We start from the raw sequence: 22,987 nt of genomic DNA on the forward strand, positions 1-22,987 counted from the left end.
TTATAAATGATGAATTACTGGCTGATTTTATAAACACAGCGCTGCCCTCCGGAAATGATATGATCTATTCTTTCCACTTTGTAATCCTTACCGATCAAGGATTGAAAATTGGATAATTCGGCACGGCAGAACCCCTGACATTCTGTTGCCGCAGCACATATGGGGCAATGGTTTTCAATCAGAAAATAATCTTTGCCTTCTTTTTTCCACTCTGCCATATAGCCTTCTTCACTACGAACTTTTGCGAGAGATTCAAGGCGCTGTTCCAGAGATTTTGCGTGAGAAAGTACTTTTTCATACCGCTCATGGGTATTCTTTTCCCTATCACTGATCAGTAAGTCCAAAGCATTGTCACCCAAAAGATTTTTCACTGACTTCAGAATCTGAACCGTCACATCTGCATGCGTATCCGGAAATTGAGACAATCCTTTCTCTGTAAGGGTATAGTAAGTAGATGGACGGCCTACACCTTCGCTCTTCACCGAAGACCGGATCAATCCTTCCTGAGCAAGGTTCAGTAAATGCTTTCTAGCCCCTTCTTTGGTGATCGAAAGCTCTTCAGCAATAAGAAGCGATGTAGCTTCACCTCTCATCTTTAAAAACATCAGAATACGATCCGCAGCCGGCTTCTTCATTTGACAATATTTAGGTTGTTTTATTTTTCAACAACAAATATAGTCATTTTCTATAACCTCAAAAATCAAAGCTTAAAACAAACATTTACAAGATATTATACTTTTGAACTACAGCATCAATAAAACAACTTAAAAGTTGTTTTATTCAAATATATTTTTACCTTTGCCATACATTAATCAAAAAAATAAATACGATGAACCCGTTTACATTACCCCAATTACCTTATGCTTATGATGCTTTGGCACCTTTTATAGATACAGAAACAATGACAATTCACCATCAGAAACATCATCAGGCTTATGTAGATAATCTGAATGCTGCACTGGCACAAACCAATGAAATCAATCCCGACCTTGATTCACTGCTTCAAAGAATTAGCGAATACAGTCCTGCTGTAAGAAATAATGGTGGCGGTCATTATAATCATTCTTTATTCTGGGAAATCCTTTCTTCTCAACCCAAGCTAAATCCAGAAGGTATGCTTCATGATGATATCACGGCAACTTTCGGAAGTCTTGAGAACCTTAAAGCAGAAATGAAAAAAACAGGTTTGGCACAGTTCGGTTCCGGATGGGTATGGCTTTTTGTAAAATTCAACGGATCTCTGGCCATCAGCTCTACCCCTAATCAGGATAATCCGATGATGGATGTTCTTTCTATGAACAGAGGTTTCCCCATTCTCGGAATAGATGTATGGGAGCATGCCTATTATCTGAACTATCAGAATAAAAGGGCCGATTATCTGGATGCTTTCTGGTCTGTACTGGATTGGTCTTCTGTGGAGAAAAAATACGAAGAAGTTTTATCAAAAGTAAGATAATCAACACAGAATAAACAAACTATGACTGAGGAAAATTTTATCAATAAAGCAAAGGCTTCCGGCATTATTGCCCTTGACCTTTCAGACTATAAACCTACTACGGAGATTGTAGAACTGGATATCAAAGAGTATCTTTTCATGGGAATGATTGTTAAGGAAAAAGAGTTTAAAGAATCAATTGCTGCGGTAGATTTTTCTGTATACAACGAAAAAGCAGTAGGTATTACCTGCTCTACCGATGCCATCATTCCGCCATGGGCTTACATGTTCATTATGGAAAAACTTTCGCCTTATGCTTCTTATGTGGATTTAAATGATGCCGAAGCAATTCTGCTCGATCTCTGGAAACGCCGTCTCATCTACGCGGATCTGAAACAGTATAGAAATCAGAAAGTGGTTGTTCGGGCCAGTACCCATCATGATCCTTCACTTTATTTACTCGCTGCAGGATTATTGAAACCTTTGGTTAAGACACTGATGTATGGCGAGATAGGATTACCCAAAGTAATTTTTAAACAATAAAAAAATGAAAGCAATCATATTCAACGGATCACTGGAAAGAAGAACCTTATCTACTTCCGGACTGATTTCAGAGTATTTTTCAGAACAGCTGAAAATACTGGGAATTCAAACAGATATTTTTACACTGGCTGATTCCGGCATTCCATTATTCGATGTTACCCTTACCAAAACCCCTTTGGCGGTAGAACGCATGACTCAGATGTTCACTGATGCAGATCTGCACATCTGGCTGGCTCCTCTTTATCACGGAAGTATTCCGGGAGTGATGAAAAACTGCCTGGACTGGCTGGAAGTAACCGCCAACAGGTATGAACCTTATCTTACGGATAAAACTGTGGGGTTGGTATGCTGGGCAGATGGTCTGCAGGCGATGCAGGGAATCAATGCCATGGATTCTATTGCCAAATCATTGCGTGCATGGCCATTACCTTTCAGTGTTCCTATTGTAAGATCATCATTATTTGCCTCTGATCAATCCACTGAAATTTCAGCTCTTTACTCTGGTAAGTTTGATAAACTGATCAGCATTGCTACCTCAAAAAAAATAGAAAAAACGACTATAAACCATTCATAACATGACAGAAACAGATATACTGATCATTGGTGCCGGCCCTGCAGGGTTATTTACGGTATTTGAAGCCGGCCTTCTCAAAATGCGCTGCCATATTATAGATGCACTGCCGCAGATGGGAGGCCAGTTATCAGAACTGTATCCCAAGAAACCTATTTTTGACATTCCCGGATTTCCCAGTGTACTGGCCGGAGAACTCATTGATAATCTTTATGAGCAGATTAAACAGTTTGAGCCTGGCTTTACATTTAATGAAACAGCAATACATCTTCTCAAACTGGAAGAAAATCTTTTTGAAGTGATTACTGATAAAGGAACAAAACACAGAGCGAAAGCCGTTATTATAGCCGGAGGTCTGGGAAGTTTTGAGCCTAAAAAACCACCTATTGAAAACATTTCTGATTTTGAGGAACGCGGCGTCAGTTATTTTATCAAAAGGCCGGAGGATTATACCGGAAAACATATAGTCATTGCCGGAGGTGGGGATTCTGCACTGGACTGGACGATTCATCTTGCTGAAATAGCTGCGTCCGTTACTCTTATTCACAGAAGGAATGAATTCCGCGGAGCTCTGGATTCTGTTGAAAAGGTAAAAAAATTAAAACAGGATGGAAAAATCAACCTTATTACCCCGGCAGAAGTGGTAGCGGTGGAAGGAGAAAATCATTTAACAAGAATATTTATTGAAAAAGAAGGAACAATTCAAGCCATTGAGACAGATTATTTTATTCCTCTGTTCGGGCTGGTTCCCAAATTAGGTCCTTTGGCTGATTGGGGACTTGAACTGGAAAAGAATGTGATAAAAGTAGACAACAGCGCTGACTTTCAAACGAATATTCCAGGGGTGTATGCTGTAGGAGATATCAATACCTATCCTTATAAAATGAAACTGATTCTGTGCGGATTCCATGAAGCAGCCATTGCCTGCCAAAGTATCTATCAGCGTTTGAATCCCAATAAAAAATTTGTACTAAAATATACCACGGTAAGTGGAATTGAAGGCTTTGACGGCACCAGAAAGCAGGCAGAAAAACAGGTAGTAGCTACTATTGACTAAGGATTATGGAGAATGAAATTACCATTACTGTTATCGACCAAAACGGTAATGCTCATACATTATTATGTCCTTTAGAAATGGGACTTACGCTTAAAGATATCTGCAAGGCTTACGAATTACCCATGGAAGCTATGTGTGGAGGAATGGCCATGTGTGCCACCTGTCATTGTTTTATTCTCAGTGAAGCCATCCCTCTTCCTGAAAAAAATGATATCGAGGAAGCTCTGTTATCAGAACTGTTTACCTCCAATACAAGCAGCAGATTAGCCTGCCAGATTCATCTGACTGCCCAAATGGATGGACTGTCAGTAAAAATTGCTGCAGATTAATGAGTTAAAATTAAAAATTAGCACACTTTATGCTGCTTATTTTCAAAGAACAGTGTTGAACTGCTGTAATTAAGTTTAGCGGGGATTTCTGAATCGTCCGACGTTGAAGAAATCCCTTTTTTAAACCCTTTAAATCCATACAATATGGCTATAAAAATAACAGATGCCTGTATCAACTGTGGAGCCTGCGAACCTGAATGCCCCAACTCAGCCATTTACGAAGGTGCTATCGACTGGCGCTGGAAAGACAAAACAAAACTTTCAGGACATATCACATTTCCTGACGGCACAGAAGGTGATGCCGATGCATACCATGAAGCTGTTTCGGACGAAGTTTATTATATCGTTTCGGGAAAATGTACAGAATGCAAAGGTTTTCATGAGGAACCTCAATGTAAGGCCGTGTGTCCTGTAGACTGCTGTGTGGATGATCCTGATCACAGAGAAACTGAAGAAGTATTATTGGACCGGCAAAAGTTCATGCATAGTGCCTAAGTACCTGATTGAGTAATTTGATTACCAGTATGAACCAGGAAAACGACTAAAAATTTCTATCTTTTATATTTAATTTTCAATAGAGGCGGGTTTTAACCCGCCTTCTTATATTTCCTATTTTTTCGACTTTAGCCAAAACTTATTTTGCGGTAATCTCAGTGTAGATTTTCTGAGTAAAAGAAGTTTCTACACCTGTTTCAGAACCATATTTCAATATGGCACCTGCAAATAGTTCCAGTTCATTATCCTTCTTTCCCGAATGGATATCAAGCTGTAAGGAAGTAGGTGTTTCAAAAGGAAATGTAGATGCTTTTTCAAATGTTTTATCAATGATATCTTCCTGAAGATGGATTTCTTTTTTACCAGCAATCTGTTGTATTTCTTTCATAATTTCTGTTGCTTCCTTCTTCTGTTTCTCGTCCGTACATACAGTTCCGATGGATGAATTATGCTTTGCCGTTACCAATCCGAAACTGGCAATGAAAATAAATTTCGTCCAGATATCCGTTAATGAATTATCTTTGAAATCAAAGTCAATTTTACTTTCTCTCAAAAGGTCTGTCACCCATTCCACTGGAGTGGAAAAATGCTCAGGATCTCTACCAACAATCATTTTCCCTACTTTTCCTTTATGCTCTACAATTCCTCTCTCTTTAATATGAGAAGCTACATAAATACAGGTTGGAAGAACGGTATGCTCCGGAATAACGGTACGTATTCTGTCATAGATGTCTGCTCCGTTCATCATCGGAAGCAAGATCGTATCTTTGTTGATGACCGGCAGCAACTGCTTACATACATTTTCAAGGTCATATTCTTTAACACAAATTAATACCAGATCAGGATTTTCAATCTCACGGATGTTCTGTGCAATGGTATCAGGATGAGTCTGCGGATTAGCATGTTCAGGAGACAGCAAAGTCAATCCGTTATCTTTTACTTTCTCGTAAGTTTCTCCACGGGCCACAAAGGAAACGGTATATTTCCGGGAAGTTTCATTAGTCTGATTTATTTTAAATCCAAAATAACCGCCTACACCACCTAATCCTACTACTACAATATGTTTTTTGTTCATGAATTATTTTTAAACAAAGATCAGTGATCATTTCTGAACTATCACTTGACAAATGAAAAGAAATTACAGTTTGTGAATATCCCTTCTGATCCTGCTCAGTGAGCTGTCTTTAATTCCTAAATAAGAAGCAATTACTTTCAAAGGAACATGCTGAAAAATATTGGGATCCTTCTTCATCAGATTGAAATATCTTGTGGATGCTTTCTGGCTGGCCATTTCAATCAGTCTGTCATGAATATTATAATAATTAAGGACAAAAAGAAGCCGGCTAAATTCCCTGAATTCGGGAATATTATGGAAATTATGCTGTACATTTTCCAATCCTGTTTCCCAGAAAATGCAGTCTGTAACAGTTTGATATATTTCTTTGGCAGGCTGCTGTCTGAAAAAGGATAAAAAGTCATTAACGAAGCAGGGAGCTTTATAAATATTGGTGGTAATCTCCTCATTATCTTCATTCAGAATATACGAGCGGACATACCCTTTTTCAAGAAAATAGGTTTTGGTACTGATGGCATCTTTATCCAGCAAAATTGTATTGGCTTTCAATTCAAAGCAATTAAATTTTTCAGTGATCTTTTCAACCACTTCTTTTTCAATACTGAATAGAGAATGAAAGTAAATGTTAAGTGATGATTTGTCCATTAAAATGACCTCATAAATCTATTTTGAGACTTCTAAAATAGTGATAATTCAGATATTCGTAAAAATTTCTATGCCTTTAATGGTCTGATTTCACTGCTTTCGTTGCTATAAATGTTGGTAGATATTCATCAATTAAAAAGCGCGGATTTGGCTGCATTTCTTCTATAAAATCTGCAATTAAAAAACCTGCTCTCAATTGTCCGCCAATAAGATCTGAAAGTGTATGCCCGAAAACCAGCGCTTCATTATGTTCCAATTTTCTATTCATCTGATTCTGATCCAAATCTTTTATATCAGCATAAGGAAGTGTATATTTTGGTCTGATAATTCCATCTTTTATATCCTGAGGATTTCGGTCTGCTACAAACACAACGGGATTAAAAAAGCTGGCCAGCAATACTCCTCCTTTTTTCAAGACTCTATACGTTTCTCTCCAAACGGGATTCACATTTTCCACATAATGGTTGGATATGGGATGAAATACAATGTCAAATGTTTCATCTTCAAATACACTCAGGTCTCTCATGTCCCCCTGAACGGTTTTCAGTGACAAACCGTCACGTTCAGCAACTTTTTCATCCTGTTTAAGCTGTTCACCGGAAATATCAAAAACAACTACGGAAGCTCCTGCTGCTGCCAGTACCGGAGCCTGCTGTCCTCCTGCAGATGCCAGACACAAAATTTTCTTTCCTTTCACATCTCCCAACCATTCCTTATTTAATGGTTTCGGAGTCAGATGAACCTCCCATTTTCCTGCTTTCGCATCATTAATTAAGTCTGTACTTACAGCTTTTGACCATTCATTCTCTTCTAATGCCTGTTTGTTCCAGGCCGCTTCGTTGTGCTGTATAAAATTGATTTCTCTTTCCTGCATATTTTTCATTTTCCGGTCATTAACTCTTAATTTACAAAAATATCATATTCATAGGCAAATCAGCTGGTACAGATTTTCTAAAATGTACTAGTCCAGTTCAATATTCAAATTGTATTGTACTTTGTAGTTTACAACAATTTTTGTAATTTTCTTAATCTAAAAGCAGTCTGCACAGACAATAATTATGGACAATGACTTCTCTTATCATTTCATAGAACCTGACCAAGAGATCGCAGATTTTGTTGAAAATCTGGGAACTTTTCAGAACCTTTCGGATGAAGCGAAAGAAGTGGTTATCATCCCTGATGGAAGAATTGATTTATTTTTTTCACAATCGGCTTCAGAGCCTTTTCATATTACTCTTCTCGGGCTGGAAACTTATCCGGAACAAAGATACATTGCTCCCCATACCATTGCCTTTGTAGTCAGTTTTAAACCTCTTGCTGTTGAATATATTTTGAATACCTCTATTGCAGATCTTTTGAATATTGGAAAAGAACTTTCTCCTGATTTCTGGGATTTTAAAACAGATGATTTAAAAGATTTTTCCTGCTGCTGTACAAAAGCAATTCAAAAAATAAAAGAACGGCTTCCCACAAAGGTAGATGAAAGAAAACGCCAACTTTTTGAGCTGGTTTATGCTTCAAAAGGAGAAATGAGTGTGCAGGAACTTTCTGAGAAAACAGGCTGGAGCAGCAGGCAGATCAACCGTTATTTTACCAAACAGCTCGGCTTGTCATTGAAAGCCTACTCTACTATTTTGCGTTTCAGGGCATCTTTGGAACACATCGCACAGGGAAGGCTCTTTCCGGAACTTAATTATACCGATCAGAATCATTTCATCAAAGAAGTGAAAAGATTTTCAGGGGTTGCTCCTAAAGAATTATCCAAAAATAAAAACGACCGATTTGTACTATTATCAGTGTTGAAAGGAAAATAAATTTGCATTGTAAAATTTAAATTAAAATGCTGATAGAAAATAAATCAATAGCAATCGTTGGTGGTGGTCCTGCAGGACTTACACTGGCAAGACTTTTACAATTAAAAGGTGCAGATGTAAAAGTATATGAAAGAGATTTCAATAAAAATGCACGGGTACAGGGCTCTCCTCTCGATATGCATGAAGACTCAGGACTGGCAGCCCTGCGCAAAGCAGAATTATTGGAGGAATTCAAAAAGACTTTCCGTCCCGGTGCAGACAGAACACTGATCATGAATGAAAAGGCTCAAATATTTTTTAACGATCATGAAACAAAACCTGAAGAAGATTTTGGACATGAGCATTTTCGTCCAGAGATAGATCGGGGTCCATTAAGAAATATGCTGTTAGAGTCCTTGCATCCTGACACCGTAGTCTGGGACAGTCATTTTCTCTCGATGGAACCTCAAAATGAAGGCTGGCTTTTGCATTTCAAAAACGGGAATTCCGTGTATGCAGACCTTGTTATTGCCGGAGACGGAGCCAATTCTAAAATCCGGCCTTATCTCACTGATATCAAACCAGTTTATTCCGGAGTTATTATGTTGGAAGGAAATATTTCAAAAGAAAATGCCCCTAAGATTGATGCCCTAATTAAAGGCGGAAAAATAATGGCATTCGGAAATACAAAAAATATTTTGCTGGGCCAGAAAGGGAATGGAGATCTTGGGTTTTATGCAAGCTTTAAAGCTGATGAAAACTGGCCTGCCACCAGTGGTCTTGATTTTTCTGACAATGCACAGGTGCTCAAATGGTTCAAAACAGAATACTCCGAATGGAATCCTTTATGGGAAGAATTGTTTGAAAATGCTGGAACTCCGTTTATTCCACGCCTGATTTACTCTATGCCCTTAGATCAAACATGGAAAACCCAGCCCAACCTGACACTGATTGGTGATGCTGCTCACGTAATGCCTCCATTTGCAGGAGAAGGTGCCAATATGGCCATGCTGGACGCACTTGAATTGAGTGAATATTTAACGAATGACAGTTACAGCACATTACAGGAAGCAATTTCCAGCTATGAACATCATATGCGGAAAAGAGCTGCCACTGCCACACAGGAATCCCTTGAAAACGGCGAACGGATGCATTCTGAAAAGTCATTGGCAACCATGCTGGACTTTTTTAATGGTCATCTTACTTCATCATAAACAAAAGGCTGTCTCAACCAGAGACAGCCTTTTTCAGTTAAATAAATCTTTTTTCTCTCCGCGTTTTAGATCCTGATGCGGAGATTCATTTGTGTTATTTCTTGATTAACTTAGTATTATAAGTATTCTTATCATCTTTTATAGTGATCACATACATTCCTTTTACCAAAGAAGCAACATTGATCCTTCCTTCAATTTTACCTTCCTGAACTAATCTTCCGTCAGCACTGTAGATTTTGTAATCTGCTTTACCTTTAAGGTTTTTCACTTCTACAAATGTATCTGCAGGGTTAGGATAAATAGATACTTCGGATGATTTCGTGTCTACGACATCTCTCACAGCAAGGTTAGCATTTTCCGAAATCTTCACAGAAAAATCTCTGAAAGATCCTACAGAAACTATTCCACCACCATTTACAGGTACAGTAGGACTTCCACAAGGTCCGCTGGCTGCATTAAAGAAAGTACTTGCAACTCTCATTCTCAACAATTTTTCACCAGAGTACGCCGTGTCAGGCACTGTAAATGTCACATTTCCGTCACGAAGGTAAGCCTGAGCAGCGGCAGCATAGAAAGGAAGAGCTCCACTGGTTACTACTTTTTCAGAGTTTTCAAAGACTCCGTTTCTGTTGTAATCTATCCAGATTTCAAGCCAGTCGTTATAGTTTCCTCCCGCAAGGTTTCTAAAGCTTGCTATATATTGAGTTCCTTTTGTTAAATTAACAGCTTTGGTTGCATCTTCACTAAAGTCAAGATATGTTTTGTAAACATCCAATCCGGTATATACATAAGCCAGGTTAGATAATGTCAATTTTACAAGACCACTATTAAAGCTTCCGCCATTTCCTCCTGTAGTCATTAAACAATAATCTGAACCTGTTCTCAGTCCTTTTGTTTTAAAGGCATAATTAGTAGAGAATGCTCCCGGAACACTATTTACAACGGCAGCTACCTGTACTTCATAATTGGTTTCATCTTCAAGATTTGACAACAATACAGAGTTGACAGCACTTGTTGTATTCGACCAGCTTGCAGCCCCTACTTTTCTGTAATTGACAGAGTAAGTGGCTCCCGGTACTTTATTCCACGATATTCTCGCCGTTGTTTTTAAAACTTCTGTCTCTATTGCAGAAACTCCTGTTGGAGCAGCGGCAGTAGAAGTAGGAGCCGTTCCTACTGTTACAGCCGGAGATACAGCATAGAAAATATTGCCTACTGCTGATATTCTTAATTTAACAGTTCCCGTTACATTAGCCGGCATTTGTACAGCATAGCTTCCTGTATTAGGTGTAGAAGCTACCAGATCTGTCCATGTAGCCCCGTTATTGGTTGTATAATCTATTTTTACGGCAGCTACATTATAAGGAGCGTTATTGGTGTTTGCAGCATCCCATGTGATGGTATTGGATGCATCATTATATAAAACAGATGCTGTGGTAAGTCCGCTGAATTTGAAAGGTCCGTCATTACCTACTGTTACAACCGTTTCAGCAGTGGAAGTCATTGGTCTTGCTGCATTCTGATCTCTTACAGTGACCGCATAGTTCAATGTTCTTGGGATATAGGAAACGGTTTCCCATACCTGTTTGTCTGTCAGTACACCATTCAATACAGTTTCCAGCTTAGGGAAATATCTTCTGCTGGTAGCTGTTCCCGGTAAAGATCTCGCAATAGCTCCTTCTGCATTATAGCCCCATCCGCTATCTCCGGAAATCGTATTCCTGTCTCCTACACTGTTGTATTGTTCCCATGTATAGGTAACAAGATCACTTTCTGCATCTACTGCTACCGCGTCCAGATAATAGGCAGTTCCTTTAGGAATAGAATAATTAGCCAACGGTGTAATTACCGGTGCGGTATTGTTTATGATATCAACAGCAACACCACATCCTACTTTAGTTTCGAGGTTATTCAATACCTGAGAAATAGATTTATAATGGAAATATCCATCCATATTGGCCTGAATATTATCCTGAGTAATTCCCGGATATCCCATGATCGTTGTTCCTCCCCAAGGCTCTACATTGGCACCGGAAGCTTCAGTTCTCATAGAGAAGGTATGGTTGGCTCCCAGCTGGTGTCCCATTTCGTGTGCTGCCATTAAGTCAAATACTTCTCCTACAGGGTCAGGGCTCATTGAAAAAGCGGCACCTTTTCCTAAAGAAGTATTAGTGGCAGGATTTGTACAAACAATTCCTATTCCTCCGGCATTTCCATTTCTGCTTTGTCCTACATTGCGATGAAATACGTGTCCGATATCATAATTGGCATTTCCAACATCTGCCGTCAGCTTTTGTTGCAGCTGTAAGTTTAATGATGGATCTCCTGTTGCTGCCTGAGGGGTATAAAAATCGGTAGCAGGATCTGTATAAATAATTCCCGGAAGATCCAACACATTAAAGTGAGCTCCAAAATCTCTCTCAAAAACCCCATTGATTCTGGTCATTGTATTATTGATCGCAGCGACAGCCCCGGCAACTGTGCCACCGTGAAATTGCGTATATTCTCCGGTAACTGCCATAGCCATTCTGAAAGTTCTGTATTTTGTATTAGTAGGTCTGTTGGTAATTCCTACATTGGAAAGCATCTTTTTTCCGTTTTCCACCAGTTTACCTATCTCTTTAAGATCATGCTCCGTATCACATTCAAACCCATGCATGTCTCCTTTTTCCTTTGTTTTATAAAAAACACCATAAGTCTGTTTATCTGCACTTATAGGTTCTATAAACTGAAATATACCGTCTTTAATAATCATAGACTGCATATCTGTAGGAGATGTACTAAATCTTAAATACTTAGAAGCATCATCCACGCCAATTCCTACATAGGATCCCAGCTGATATCTGTCTACAAGAGATTGATCCATCACAGGATTGCTATAGACCGCAAATTTTTCAATTTTTCCTTCTGCTGTTGCTAAAGAAATAATAACAGGACGTGCATTTTTTCCCGTCTCTTCAGCATTTTTCAACATTTCTCTCAGAGACTTCAAATCAACTCTGTAAGAATGTTGTACGGCAACTCCTTCTCTTATCTGTGAAGTTTTCTGAGAAACAGATTCCCATCTCTGAGCATTGAAAGCCGTAAAACATGATGCTAACGCACAAACGAATAAAATTCTTTTTTTCATAGATTTATATAAAATTATTTTGGTACAGATATAAGGTTGCTTATTTTTTCATCAAAAGATCGTTCAGACATTGTATTTAAAACCATAGCGGAACATTATCATAAATACAACAAAACGAAATCAATCGTATTAAATTCGCAAAAAATCCTACCACAAAGCTTGTATATTTCAAATAAAAAACAAAAAAAAATCCTACTACACAGGTACAACAAGCATGATAATTATTTAATTATCAATAAATTATATTCAAAACTCATTTCGGTCTTACATAATATAAGTTCTTTTAGGCGAGGAATCATTAAAATCTCAGGAAGAAAACTGGAGATAAAAACGTATTGAAAATCAGGACGAAAGTCATACTTAAATAGTACTTAAAGAAGATAAATTATGAAAAATTAAGGTAAAAAATAAGTCAGTTGAGAATGATCAGCTCTTTTTTTGATTAATAATTCCACAAATCAACTAAAAACATAACGATTTATATATCAAATATTTAAAAACAAAAATACAATATGTAGTACCCATGTAGTATAGTATTTTTTCATGTTCCCAATAAAAATTTTCATATTTGACCAAAGAGACCACAAGAAAAAAACCGAGTGGTGAAAAGAGAATATTTCGAGTACTGTCTGACCTGATAAATCAGACAGTTTTTTTTTGGATTATTGTAAGGTATCAAAGAAATGATAGATGTCTGTTTCTCCAGGAATGTCCAGCTTTTTTCTGATTCTGTATTTTTTCTGCTGGATACTTCTATGCTGAACCATCGTATAGCTTGCTATTTCTTTAGAAGTAAAATGCAGTTTAATCATAGCACAAAAAACCAATTCAGAATTTTCAAGACTTGGGTTAATCATTAAAAGCTGAGCTATAAACTCTGGGTAAGCTTCTTTAAAACGATCCAAAAATTCAGAATCATTCTTTTTACCAAGTTCTATAATCTCTTCCTGCTTATTGTCATTCATCCTTATTTTCAGATTTTCAGCTTCTATAGAAAGGACTTTTTTCCGTTTTCTCAAGGTAAGAACAATTCTCCAGGCATATAATCCCAACAGGCAGAGACCTAAGAACGACAGGGAAACAATCCAATATATTTTTCTTTGACGGTGATCGGTATCTTGTTGGGCTACCGTAATAAAAGACTCCATATCCTGATTAATGGTAGCCAGCAAAGATGTGTTGGTCTTATAAAAAGCATCCGTGTACGCCTTCAGATAAAAATAGGCCTTCTCTTTATCCCCTGTATGTTCATATAATACCCTGAGATCATTATAGATATACTTGGCGTAATAAGCGTAGATACGCTTAGTTTTTTCATTGATTTTCAATGCCCTATTAAAATACACTTCTGCTTTATCATATTCTTTATAATTAAGAAAGTACTCTCCCATAATAGTATTCGTATAGAGGGCTATTCCGTCTTCTTTACCACCTATATTGGCTTTATTACAGGCAATTGTTATGTACTTATAGGCAGAATCCCTGTCTCTGCGCATATAAACATAATCGCTTATAGCACAGTCTGCAAGCCCCGTATTGTCCAGTTTTTTGGCTTGATGGAAATATTCAAGCGCTTTTTCGTATTCTTTTTTTTGGGTAAGATAAATTGCCTGTCTCAAATAAATACTGAAAAGTATATCATTTTTAAGCTCTGAGTTATCACTTTTCTTTATAAAGCTCATGGCTTCATTGTTATATTGAAAAGCTTTATCAAGCCTTCGAAGTTCTACATTGAAGCGGCCATAAACGTTATAAAATCTGGCTTTGTGAATATTATCCTCTGAACCATCCAGAATCTCTTTTGCATTATCAAAAAGAATCTGCGACTTCTGAAAATTTTCCAGTGAAATATTAAGCTCAGCCAGATTGATAAAGCATAGCGCCTTCCCTTCTGCATAATTCATTTTATTAGCCTGATCATAATATTTTTTATTAAGCGTAATCAATGAATCATACGCTCCGGAAAGCCTGAATTTCTCATTCTGCTTAAGCAAAGAGACATCAAATCTCTTTTCAGCCTCTTTCTTTGAATGAGAATGGCACGAAACTAAAACAAAAAGTAAAACAGAAAGAAAAATACGCATCATAAGTTTCTCTATTTAAGCTAAATTCCTCTATTAATTATGATTAAACAATGATCTCTCAGAATAATGGTTTTCATATTTTAAAAATTATCAATGATTTTTTCTGATAAGATCAACAATAAAATCTTTTCATAAAACAGAATCCTGCTGCTTTTATTGTGATATATTTTTTATTCTGTTAACGTTTCAAAAAAGTCATAAATATCTGTTTCTCCGGGAATATTCAGTCTTTTTCTTATCCTGTATTTTTTTTGCTGAACAGATTTGTGCTGTACAAAAGTATAATCCGCAATCTCCTTAGAAGAAAAACGTAATTTCAACATGGCGCAGAAAGCAAGCTCTGAATTTTCAAGATCCGGATTGATTTCCAAAAGGGCTTTTATAAATCCAGGATACAATTCTTTGAATTTCAACAAGAAAGAAGAGTCATTCCTTCTAGCAAGTTCAATTACTTCTTCCCGCTGCTTTGTCTGGACATGATTTTTCAATGCATCTGTTTGCTCTTTCAAAGTATTCTTCTTCTTTCGTAATCCGCCAATCATCTTCCGGACATATACTCCTGAAACGGTAAGAACGGTGATTGACAGCGCGATAAATAGCGGAAGATCATTTTTATGCCAATCCGATTCCTGTTTTACTTCTGAAATAAAATCTTCAGTTGTTTTATTCATTGCAGCGAATCGTGCAGCATCAGATCTTCCTTCCTCTTCCATATATTTCTTCAGATAAAAATAGGCCTTTCCACCATCATTTTTTTTCTTGTATAATTCTGCAAGAGCCTTATAAACCTCTTTTATATGGGAGGAGTAAGTGCGTCTTGTTTTTATATTGATTTCCAGTGCTTTTTTAAGCGCTTTTTCTGCCTGTTCACTATTATCAACATCATTATAATAATATCCCATGGTGTAATACACCCAAAGTGACTCCACATCTGTTGTTTTCTGACTAAGCATTTTTTCATCTGCCCTGGCAATATATATTCCTGCAGAATCAGGCTTATGGGTAAATAAATAATACTGTGCCATCATACAATTGGTATACGCTGAATTTTCCAGCACATTGGCTTTTGTAAAACATTTTAAAGATGTCCCAAACCATCCCTTCCATGCATAATAAATAGCCTTGTTTACATAAAGTCTTGGAAGAAGCTTATCAGTGAGTTTCGTTTTTTTTACCTGTTTAAAATAATAAAATGCTTTATTGTTACACGCTATAGCCTTATCATATATTTTAAGATGAGAATAATACAGGCTGTAATCATCATAGAAAGTCGCTTTATGATATGCATTTTCAGAATGTATCAGATCTTTTTCTGCTTTATTGAAAAAAAATCGGGCTTTTTCATAATTTCCAGCTGAGACATTCACACTTGCCATATTCAGATAGCAGAGCCCTTTCCCTGCTGGATATCTCATTTTGACTGCCTTTTTCAGATATTTTTTATTAAGCTGGGCAAAGGCTTCATATCCACCAGACAACTGAAGTTCAGAACTTTTAGTCAATAAGGAAAAATCAAAATCCTCTCTTTCAGTAGTATGGGATTCGCTATGACATGAAAATAGACACAGAAATAACCCCACGCAGATACTAAAGGTTATTATATTCTTTATACCCTTCGGATATGTCTTTTTATTTTTAAAAATGAACCAGTTAATTTTTCCCATCACCTCCACTTTTCCTTATATATCTAGATATCTACCTATTCATTTTCTTACAAATAAGTTGATAATTATCTACCGTTATTTCAATATTATTCCCCAATATGTGTTATAAATATACATATTTTATCATGTTCATTATGAAATAAACAGGTTATTTTGCAAAAATGTAACATTCAAATAAAACAATGTGATTTTCCCCTTAAACGAATACTTTTTTAAAATTTACAGACCACTTAGGTAAGTATTTCTGATCAAACGTATATGTTTTGTTTTTAATAAGACTATCTAAAAAGAAATTTGTTACAGATTGATCAGCAGGTTTACAAATTTTAATGAAATTAATTAAAATTCAGTGATAAATTTAAGAGGAAGCCAAAATAATCCACACCTTTGTATTGGATATAAATGAAAATGACAAATAAGATAACCATGAAAAATATTAATTTTCGAAAACTTCTTCCTGAAGAAAGTAAAATCTACAGAACCATCAGGTTGGAAAGTCTGGAAAAATTCCCCGATTCATTTGGAGCAAACTATCAGGAAGCCCTGAAAATTGAAAAATTTCCAATGGAAAGCCATATTGAAGAGCAGACCAAAGAAAGATTTGTATTTGGAGCTTTTACCGATGGAGAACTTATAGGGATCTGCAGCTTTGTGAAGGGTGAGGACAATACCGGAAATATTTATCAAATGTATGTTAAAAATGAATTCCAGGGAAAAAATATTGGACAGGGATTGCTTGAAGCAGTTATTAAGGAAGCCTCTCATACATTTCATGGCATTGAAATTCTTTTAGAAGTTACTCCGGGAAATGACAAAGCTTATAAACTATATAAAAAAGCGGGATTTCTGGAAATAAAATCTTCCACCACTGAAAATATCAGCAATATCACCATGAAATATCAGGTCTGAATAAAAATTTACAACCATTCAAAAAAACTTCGTTTAGAAACCTAGTACGTACTGCATAGTTAAATATTATAAATGAATTCCTGCATTTGCTAAATTTAACCTGAAAAAAGAAATGTAATTGTGCATTAAGACCAGATCCTTGTAAAAAATCTTAATGACAGCCCATGATTTTTAAGTTAAATACAACATGAAAACGGAAAGCTTTGAAACTATATGTGAAGACGGAATACCGCTTAAAGGAATTCTCCTTATTCCGGATCAGCCAAAAGCTGTAGTTCAGTTTAATGGTGGTACAGGAACAAAGAAAGAATTTTACCTGTCATTTCTTACCTATCTTGCTGAAAATGATTTCCTGTGCTGTCTTTGGGATTACAGGGGAAGCGGAGATTCTTTTTCCGGAAATTTAAAGACCTGTGGATTTAAGTTTTCAGATTATGGAGTAAGAGATATGCCTGCTATCAAGGACTTTCTGAACGAAAGATTTCCTGAACTTCCGTTTATCATTGTTGGGCATAGTGCTGGCGGGCAGCAAATCGGATTTATGAAAAATCTGGATAATGTAAAAGGAATGATCAATTTCGCCGTATCAGCCGGCTATTATATGAATATGCCACTGTCTTACAGAATGAAAGCTTATTTTTACTTTTACCTTTTTGCCCCTATAAGTATTTTAATGACAGGATATGTAAAAGCTAAAGCCTTTGGATTAATGGAAAACCTGCCTAAAAATGTAGTGTATGAATGGCGCAGCTGGTTGGAAAAGAAAAATTACTTCTTCGATGCTAAGTTTTATGGCAAAACAGTTCCGGTTGGGCATTTCAGGAATTATACATTCCCTGTTCATTTATATTGGACGATAGACGACACCATATCAAGTCAGAAAAACACAGAATCTTATTGGGAACATATTGACAGTAAAGAAGCAATTACTTTCACGAAGTTAGTTCCTTCAGAATTAGGATTGAAGAAAATTGACCACTTTGGTTTTTTCAAAAAAAATATGAAAGACAGGCTTTGGGAAAATGTAGTAGGTCAATTAAATGCTTTTCTTTTAAATCATTAACCTCAAACACCTCCTTTGAACTTGTATTTCCATGGAGAAAAAATAATAAATTATGAACAAACAAAATGGACAAACCATTATAAAAAATGATTTGTCCATATGAAGTGACCCGGCTGGGATTCGAACCCAGGACCCATACATTAAAAGTGTATTGCTCTACCAGCTGAGCTACCGAGTCGGCCACTTACTTTTTTCAGCAAATCCCTTTATTTAAGGGACTGCAAAGATAGAAACATTTTCACTAAATCCAAATTTTTCTCCACATTTTTATTCAAAAAAACAGGTACAAAACAAAAAAATGGCAGACGATAGTAATGAACCAAAATTCTAATCACAATTCCCCATTTATAAACACCTGTTTATTAAACAGATTCAATAATAATTGTAATTAATAACTAAAAGTTTCTAAAATGAAAAGAGATGCAATTCTTCAATTGCACCCCTACTGCTGTAGTTCACTACATCTATAAATAAAACCAATAAACTTTCATTTGATTTAAAAAATTTCATTCATCATATAAATAATCAATATATAACATTGGGAGTTTATAATTTGTTAAGACTTAATGTATAGGTAGGTGCACCATAACTAAAACTAAGATCTACTGAACTCATAGAAGATCCTTGTAGATTACCTCCTCCATCTTTAGTTCTATAAAAAATCATTCTGATCAGATTTCCTGCATTCAAAGGTTTAATTACAGGTGCCGCTGTGAAATTATAAGCTCTTGCAAGTCCCACTGCCACTCTGGGAAACATAGGACGGCCTCCAGCTACAGGCGTCCAGGATGATCCTCCATCAGTACTGACTTCAAGATTAACAGCCATATAGGCATATCCGTCTCCATCATTGTTTATCGCAAGAGACGGAACTACAGATCCGGACAGCATATAATTCCCTGTTTGACCAATAGTAACCTGCCCAATAGTGGAAACTGTAGTTCCAATAGTATTCAGTGTCGCATGAGAAGATTGTATCTGAACGATTTGAGTAGCTCCTGTATTATAATTTGCTGCATTAAAAGACATCGTACTGGCAAACGTATAAAAAGCCACCTGAGATTGGGGAGTAATATTAGATGTACCTAAAACACCATTTTGATCAGCATACAGAGCTGAAATTGTAGGACTGGTTAATAAGGTTAGATCCCGGATTCTTGTGGTACCATTAACATCGAGGGTATTAGTAGGAGTTGCGGTATTAATACCCACCTGAGAACTAGCCATAGCAGAACATAGAACATAACCTACTAAAATAATTTTTTTCATAAATATTGATTTAAATTAATTAAGGTTACAAAAGTAAATCACTCCTGCATGGCCTACAACCAGGCAGATACAACATGAATACAACATATACCATACATCATACATACATCACTTCATAATCAACTCTAAAAGTTTCTGTAGGATTTTTTTAAGACAAAAATGCTTCTATAAAATCCCTTTGAAAAAATTAAGCTATTTCTCAGGTTTACTAAGTTTGTAATTAAATACCCGTCTCAATCCTACAAAATTGCCCCCATAAAAGCAAGAACTGAGTTTTAATGCTTTTATCCAAAACACTATGATAAAAACAAAATACACTGAATAACAAATAATTAAAATAATCGCAAACGAGAGGATAATTAAATTATAGATCAAGAAACAGATGAACAATACAATCGGAGGCCAAACCCTTTATTACAATACTTAGCTTAGAGCTGGCAAAATGATCTTTGAAGAATCAATAGAAGATGTATATGAAGTATCTAAACTAAGGTTCACCCCTAATTAACAGTCATAATTTCACCGTTAAATTAAAAGGTAAAGCTCATTGTCCATACTATGATCTCGCGCTACAAAATAGTGTGTTTCTTAATTTACTTTGAAGTATTGTATAGTATTTATTAATTTATTTTGGATCCCTTAAAGCAATGTTTATCATTTGTATTTGAGTCTTTATAACCCACAATATGGATTAACATGCAGGATCGATTCCATTAATTATCATTACCTTAAAATTGGGATATTGATCTGATGAAATAATACAAATCTGTTTCAGTATCAATGTTCAGTTTTTTACGTATTCTATATTTTTTTGTCTGTACAGATCTATGTTCCATAGAAGTACATTGTGCAATTTCTTTTGAAGAAAATCCAAGCCATATCATGGCACAAAATGATAAATCAGATTTAGTAAGTTTGGTATTAACCATCTGAAGTTTCTGGCATACTTCCGGATATGCTTCTTGAAATTTTGCTAAAAAACCGATACTATTATCCTTAGCAAGTTGAATTATAGTTTCATGGTTTTCGCTAAGTTTTCTTTTTAAATCTATTGTTTCCTCTTCTTTTTGAATAATTATCTCATTACTTTGTATAAGCTTGGCTTTCTTTTTTTTGATTTGCAGATAGAAATAAGTGCATAACAGGAAAATTACTATTACAGAGATGCTTCCATATAATAAAGCATTATTTTGAGTTTTTCTCTTTTCATCAAGTTTTTTCTTTTCCATGCTATCAATGGCCAGAATAACAGCTTTGTTCTGGTTATTATCCAGGCTATCTTTCAATGAAGTTGACTTATTTAAATATTCATTTTCAAGATCCAGTTCATGGATCTTTTTGTAAAGGCCGGCTAATGATTGAAAGTTATTGAGAATCAATTGGGGTCTGCCAACTTCTTTTGCCAATCTTAATGACGCTTTATAAGTATCAATGGCCTTACTATTGTTATTTTGAGTTTCCAGGAAGTTCCCATAATTATATAAAACAACTGCTCTTTGGTACTTGTTATGCTTAAATTTTTTAAATTCTAAAAGAATAAAGGATTTTTTAAAATAATAGTTTGCAGAATCCATATTTTTATTATCCCAAATATAATATCCTGCTATATTCGCTAGATCCAAAGGGTTTGCTTCTATCCTGACAGCTTTCTTCAGATAAATAAGAGAAGAATCAGCCTGATAAGGTTCAGCCAAATAAGATGCCCGGGTAGAGTACACATATCTTAAAAAAAAACGACATTCCTGATTATCTTTTTTGAGTTTCAAAGCATACTCCATCGCTTTCAAATTATAATCAAGAGCTAATTTATTAAGCTTCATCGCATTATAAACCTGAGCAAATTCCTGATTAATCTTACCTTCAAGAAAATCATCATTAATATTCTTAGATTTTTCTACCGCTTTATTTAAATAATCTAAACTTTTTTTGAAATCTCCTATGAGCCACAACCTATTGGCAATATTGGCATATCCCCAGGCTTCTCCTTTAGGATAATTATTTTCAATGGAGATTTTTACAAGATTTTCATTCCACAGGATGAGATCCTTACTTGAGATTCTGGTACGAAGTTCTTCATTCTTCTTGATCAAAAGAGTATCAAGCTGCCTTAAAGTATACTTCTGAGAATATAGTCTTGTAAAACAAAAGACAAAAAGAAGACAATAGAATGCTTTATTAATGTTTACCGAACAATACATGATGGGAAATATTATTAGGAAGTTGGCGTAAGGTTTTTCGGTTCGAAAACATACATAAATAATATTACGATTACTATTCAACCTTTTTAAAAAGGACTTTGTTTATATCCTTATTTACAATAATTATCAGCTTGGGTTTCCTTTCAAAACCTTTTTGCTCTCCTATTCTTACTTTGTAATAATAAACTGTTTGATCCTCCTCATTTCTTTCAAGTTTTAAAGGAATGAGTTCAACGAATCTATTTGTTGCAGGATGTAGTAAGACCATTACATTTTCTTTTGAAAAGTCAACGGGAGTTGGCTTTCCCTTTTCTCCCATAGAGGAAGCCTTATCAAAAATTTGATTGAATTCGTTTTCTGTTGATATTACCTTTTCAGTAAACTCTTTACTGTTATAATTATTTTTAACAAAATAATTATCTGCTATTTTGTAGAATATAAGGGAAGAATGTGTAGTGAATGTATTAGTTTCTGTCTGTGCGCTGCAAGACCAAATAATATTACTGGAAATTAAAAGAATAAGTTTTTTTTTCATTAATGGCTTTTGGAGAGATTAAATTAAAAAAACGAATCCTTTAGACAATTTTTTTAACTGTTTATAAGTATTATTTTCCACAATCATTTGAGTGTATACTATTAAGATTAACTGTATACAAATTTGCAAAAAAAACAACAATCCAACCCCTAAAAACACATACATCAAATATACATCAAAAATACACCAGATATGCAAAACGATTAAATACCAAACACATACAATAACACTTTTTGTTATATGTCTCTTTTTAAAGTTAGTCTGCTTTACTTTATCAATAGTATAAATAACAAATAGACCTACATCAGGATAATAAATAGGAATATCATCAAAGCAACATTGCTAACCCCATTAGAATATTCTGAACATTTGGAAAAGACCTGAGCCTAATTTCTCCATTCACATCAAGAGCTTTAATAGGAGCCGCTATATTAACACTCAGTTGTGAATACATAAAGAAGCAAGAAAATTGATTGAGAACAATACTGTTTTTTTCCATTTTTTCTATTTAAACAGTTGACAATATTTTGACATTATTTTAATTAAAAAAGATTTTTACAGAATAAAGATCTGGGATGGAAATAACAGTTGTTTATCAGGATAAAAACAATTAACACCCAATGAAAAAAACAAAACAACATACCCCCAAATACATTCTATTCAAAAATCACAACCCATCATAAATACACGGTGTTCAATCACAAACACAGACGAAACACTTGAGCTCTTTCAACATACATCAAACATACATCAAACATACATCAAACATACTAGGCTGTATTAAAGCCAAATTAATAAACACATTTACAATCAATTAACAAATCACCACATGTTCACAATCAAAAAATATATTCCCTATTTTTTTTCATTATGTCTATTTTTTTAAATCAAAACAATGAAATGATATGCCAATGATGTACTATAATTTTCTTGAAAAAAATCTTTATTGTGTATTTTTACACTAGATTTTAATGGGAT

The 22,987-nt window shown here is 35.5% G+C and carries 20 protein-coding genes and 1 tRNA gene; 10 read left to right on the plus strand and 11 right to left on the minus strand.

The genetic code is table 11. The features are described 5' to 3' along the window. Positions 1-14: 14 nt before the first annotated feature. Complete coding sequence (locus tag ACWPWS_RS07515; RefSeq protein WP_209784872.1) at positions 15-635, minus strand: helix-turn-helix transcriptional regulator; 621 nt, start codon at positions 633-635, stop codon at positions 15-17. Between the two features lie 194 nt (positions 636-829). Here ACWPWS_RS07515 and ACWPWS_RS07520 point away from each other — a divergent pair, with 194 nt between their 5' ends. The 6 genes from ACWPWS_RS07520 (at position 830) to ACWPWS_RS07545 (ending at position 4,430) form a co-directional block, all read left to right on the plus strand. Then, positions 830-1,456, plus strand: coding sequence for a superoxide dismutase (locus tag ACWPWS_RS07520; protein ID WP_454046087.1), 627 nt, complete (start codon positions 830-832; stop codon positions 1,454-1,456). 21 nt (positions 1,457-1,477) lie between these two features. Then, a complete protein-coding gene (locus ACWPWS_RS07525; RefSeq protein WP_105682732.1) occupies positions 1,478-1,978 on the plus strand; it encodes a DUF2480 family protein in 501 nt (166 codons plus the stop codon). Between the two features lie 4 nt (positions 1,979-1,982). After that, on the plus strand, positions 1,983-2,552 hold the full coding sequence (locus ACWPWS_RS07530; RefSeq protein WP_454046088.1) for an NADPH-dependent FMN reductase: 570 nt from the start codon (positions 1,983-1,985) through the stop codon (positions 2,550-2,552). 1 nt (position 2,553) lies between these two features. Next, positions 2,554-3,606 carry an NAD(P)/FAD-dependent oxidoreductase gene (locus ACWPWS_RS07535; protein ID WP_454046089.1) on the plus strand — a complete coding sequence of 351 codons (1,053 nt, stop codon included), beginning with the start codon at positions 2,554-2,556 and terminating at the stop codon, positions 3,604-3,606. A gap of 5 nt (positions 3,607-3,611) precedes the next feature. Beyond that, the gene (locus ACWPWS_RS07540; RefSeq protein WP_454046090.1) at positions 3,612-3,935 is read left to right on the plus strand and encodes a 2Fe-2S iron-sulfur cluster-binding protein; all 324 of its coding nucleotides are present in this window, start codon (positions 3,612-3,614) and stop codon (positions 3,933-3,935) included. 144 nt (positions 3,936-4,079) lie between these two features. Continuing rightward, on the plus strand, positions 4,080-4,430 hold the full coding sequence (locus tag ACWPWS_RS07545; RefSeq protein ID WP_454046091.1) for a 4Fe-4S dicluster domain-containing protein: 351 nt from the start codon (positions 4,080-4,082) through the stop codon (positions 4,428-4,430). A gap of 139 nt (positions 4,431-4,569) precedes the next feature. Here the strand turns inward: ACWPWS_RS07545 and ACWPWS_RS07550 are convergent, their stop codons facing one another. From ACWPWS_RS07550 to ACWPWS_RS07560, 3 genes are all read right to left on the minus strand, one after another. Further along, on the minus strand, positions 4,570-5,505 hold the full coding sequence (locus ACWPWS_RS07550) for a ketopantoate reductase family protein (protein WP_454046092.1): 936 nt from the start codon (positions 5,503-5,505) through the stop codon (positions 4,570-4,572). A gap of 63 nt (positions 5,506-5,568) precedes the next feature. Then, the gene (locus tag ACWPWS_RS07555) at positions 5,569-6,150 is read right to left on the minus strand and encodes a Crp/Fnr family transcriptional regulator (protein WP_454046093.1); all 582 of its coding nucleotides are present in this window, start codon (positions 6,148-6,150) and stop codon (positions 5,569-5,571) included. Positions 6,151-6,226: 76 nt separating this feature from the next. Next, positions 6,227-7,024: a class I SAM-dependent methyltransferase gene (locus tag ACWPWS_RS07560; protein WP_454046094.1), complete on the minus strand. Its 798-nt coding sequence runs from the start codon at positions 7,022-7,024 to the stop codon at positions 6,227-6,229. 184 nt (positions 7,025-7,208) lie between these two features. Between ACWPWS_RS07560 and ACWPWS_RS07565 the strand changes: the two genes are divergently transcribed. Together ACWPWS_RS07565 and ACWPWS_RS07570 are read left to right on the plus strand one after the other, a co-directional pair. Next, positions 7,209-7,964 carry a helix-turn-helix domain-containing protein gene (locus tag ACWPWS_RS07565; RefSeq protein ID WP_454046095.1) on the plus strand — a complete coding sequence of 252 codons (756 nt, stop codon included), beginning with the start codon at positions 7,209-7,211 and terminating at the stop codon, positions 7,962-7,964. Positions 7,965-7,990: 26 nt separating this feature from the next. Further along, complete coding sequence (locus ACWPWS_RS07570; RefSeq protein WP_454046096.1) at positions 7,991-9,157, plus strand: FAD-dependent oxidoreductase; 1,167 nt, start codon at positions 7,991-7,993, stop codon at positions 9,155-9,157. Between the two features lie 94 nt (positions 9,158-9,251). Here ACWPWS_RS07570 and ACWPWS_RS07575 read toward each other — a convergent pair whose 3' ends face one another. From ACWPWS_RS07575 to ACWPWS_RS07585, 3 genes are all read right to left on the minus strand, one after another. Then, positions 9,252-12,287, minus strand: a complete 3,036-nt coding sequence (locus ACWPWS_RS07575; RefSeq protein ID WP_454046097.1) for a reprolysin-like metallopeptidase — start codon at positions 12,285-12,287, stop codon at positions 9,252-9,254. 662 nt (positions 12,288-12,949) lie between these two features. Further along, on the minus strand, positions 12,950-14,374 hold the full coding sequence (locus tag ACWPWS_RS07580) for a hypothetical protein (RefSeq protein ID WP_454046098.1): 1,425 nt from the start codon (positions 14,372-14,374) through the stop codon (positions 12,950-12,952). Positions 14,375-14,541: 167 nt separating this feature from the next. Further along, positions 14,542-15,873 (minus strand): tetratricopeptide repeat protein, encoded by a 1,332-nt coding sequence (locus ACWPWS_RS07585; RefSeq protein WP_454046099.1) that lies wholly within the window; start codon positions 15,871-15,873, stop codon positions 14,542-14,544. 588 nt (positions 15,874-16,461) lie between these two features. Here ACWPWS_RS07585 and ACWPWS_RS07590 point away from each other — a divergent pair. Both ACWPWS_RS07590 and ACWPWS_RS07595 read left to right on the plus strand, forming a co-directional pair. After that, entirely contained in the window at positions 16,462-16,944 is a 483-nt protein-coding gene (locus ACWPWS_RS07590) for a GNAT family N-acetyltransferase (protein ID WP_454046100.1), read from the plus strand. Positions 16,945-17,131: 187 nt separating this feature from the next. After that, a complete protein-coding gene (locus ACWPWS_RS07595; RefSeq protein ID WP_454046101.1) occupies positions 17,132-18,007 on the plus strand; it encodes an alpha/beta hydrolase family protein in 876 nt (291 codons plus the stop codon). 105 nt (positions 18,008-18,112) lie between these two features. Here the strand turns inward: ACWPWS_RS07595 and ACWPWS_RS07600 are convergent. The 4 genes from ACWPWS_RS07600 to ACWPWS_RS07615 form a co-directional block, all read right to left on the minus strand. After that, a tRNA-Lys gene (locus ACWPWS_RS07600) sits at positions 18,113-18,185 on the minus strand. Positions 18,186-18,553: 368 nt separating this feature from the next. After that, a complete protein-coding gene (locus ACWPWS_RS07605; protein ID WP_454046102.1) occupies positions 18,554-19,276 on the minus strand; it encodes a hypothetical protein in 723 nt (240 codons plus the stop codon). Positions 19,277-20,004: 728 nt separating this feature from the next. Further along, entirely contained in the window at positions 20,005-21,474 is a 1,470-nt protein-coding gene (locus ACWPWS_RS07610) for a hypothetical protein (protein WP_454046103.1), read from the minus strand. Positions 21,475-21,547: 73 nt separating this feature from the next. After that, positions 21,548-22,009, minus strand: coding sequence for a hypothetical protein (locus ACWPWS_RS07615; protein WP_454046104.1), 462 nt, complete (start codon positions 22,007-22,009; stop codon positions 21,548-21,550). Positions 22,010-22,987: the final 978 nt, after the last annotated feature.

This window comes from Chryseobacterium sp. Marseille-Q8038 (assembly GCF_965111995.1).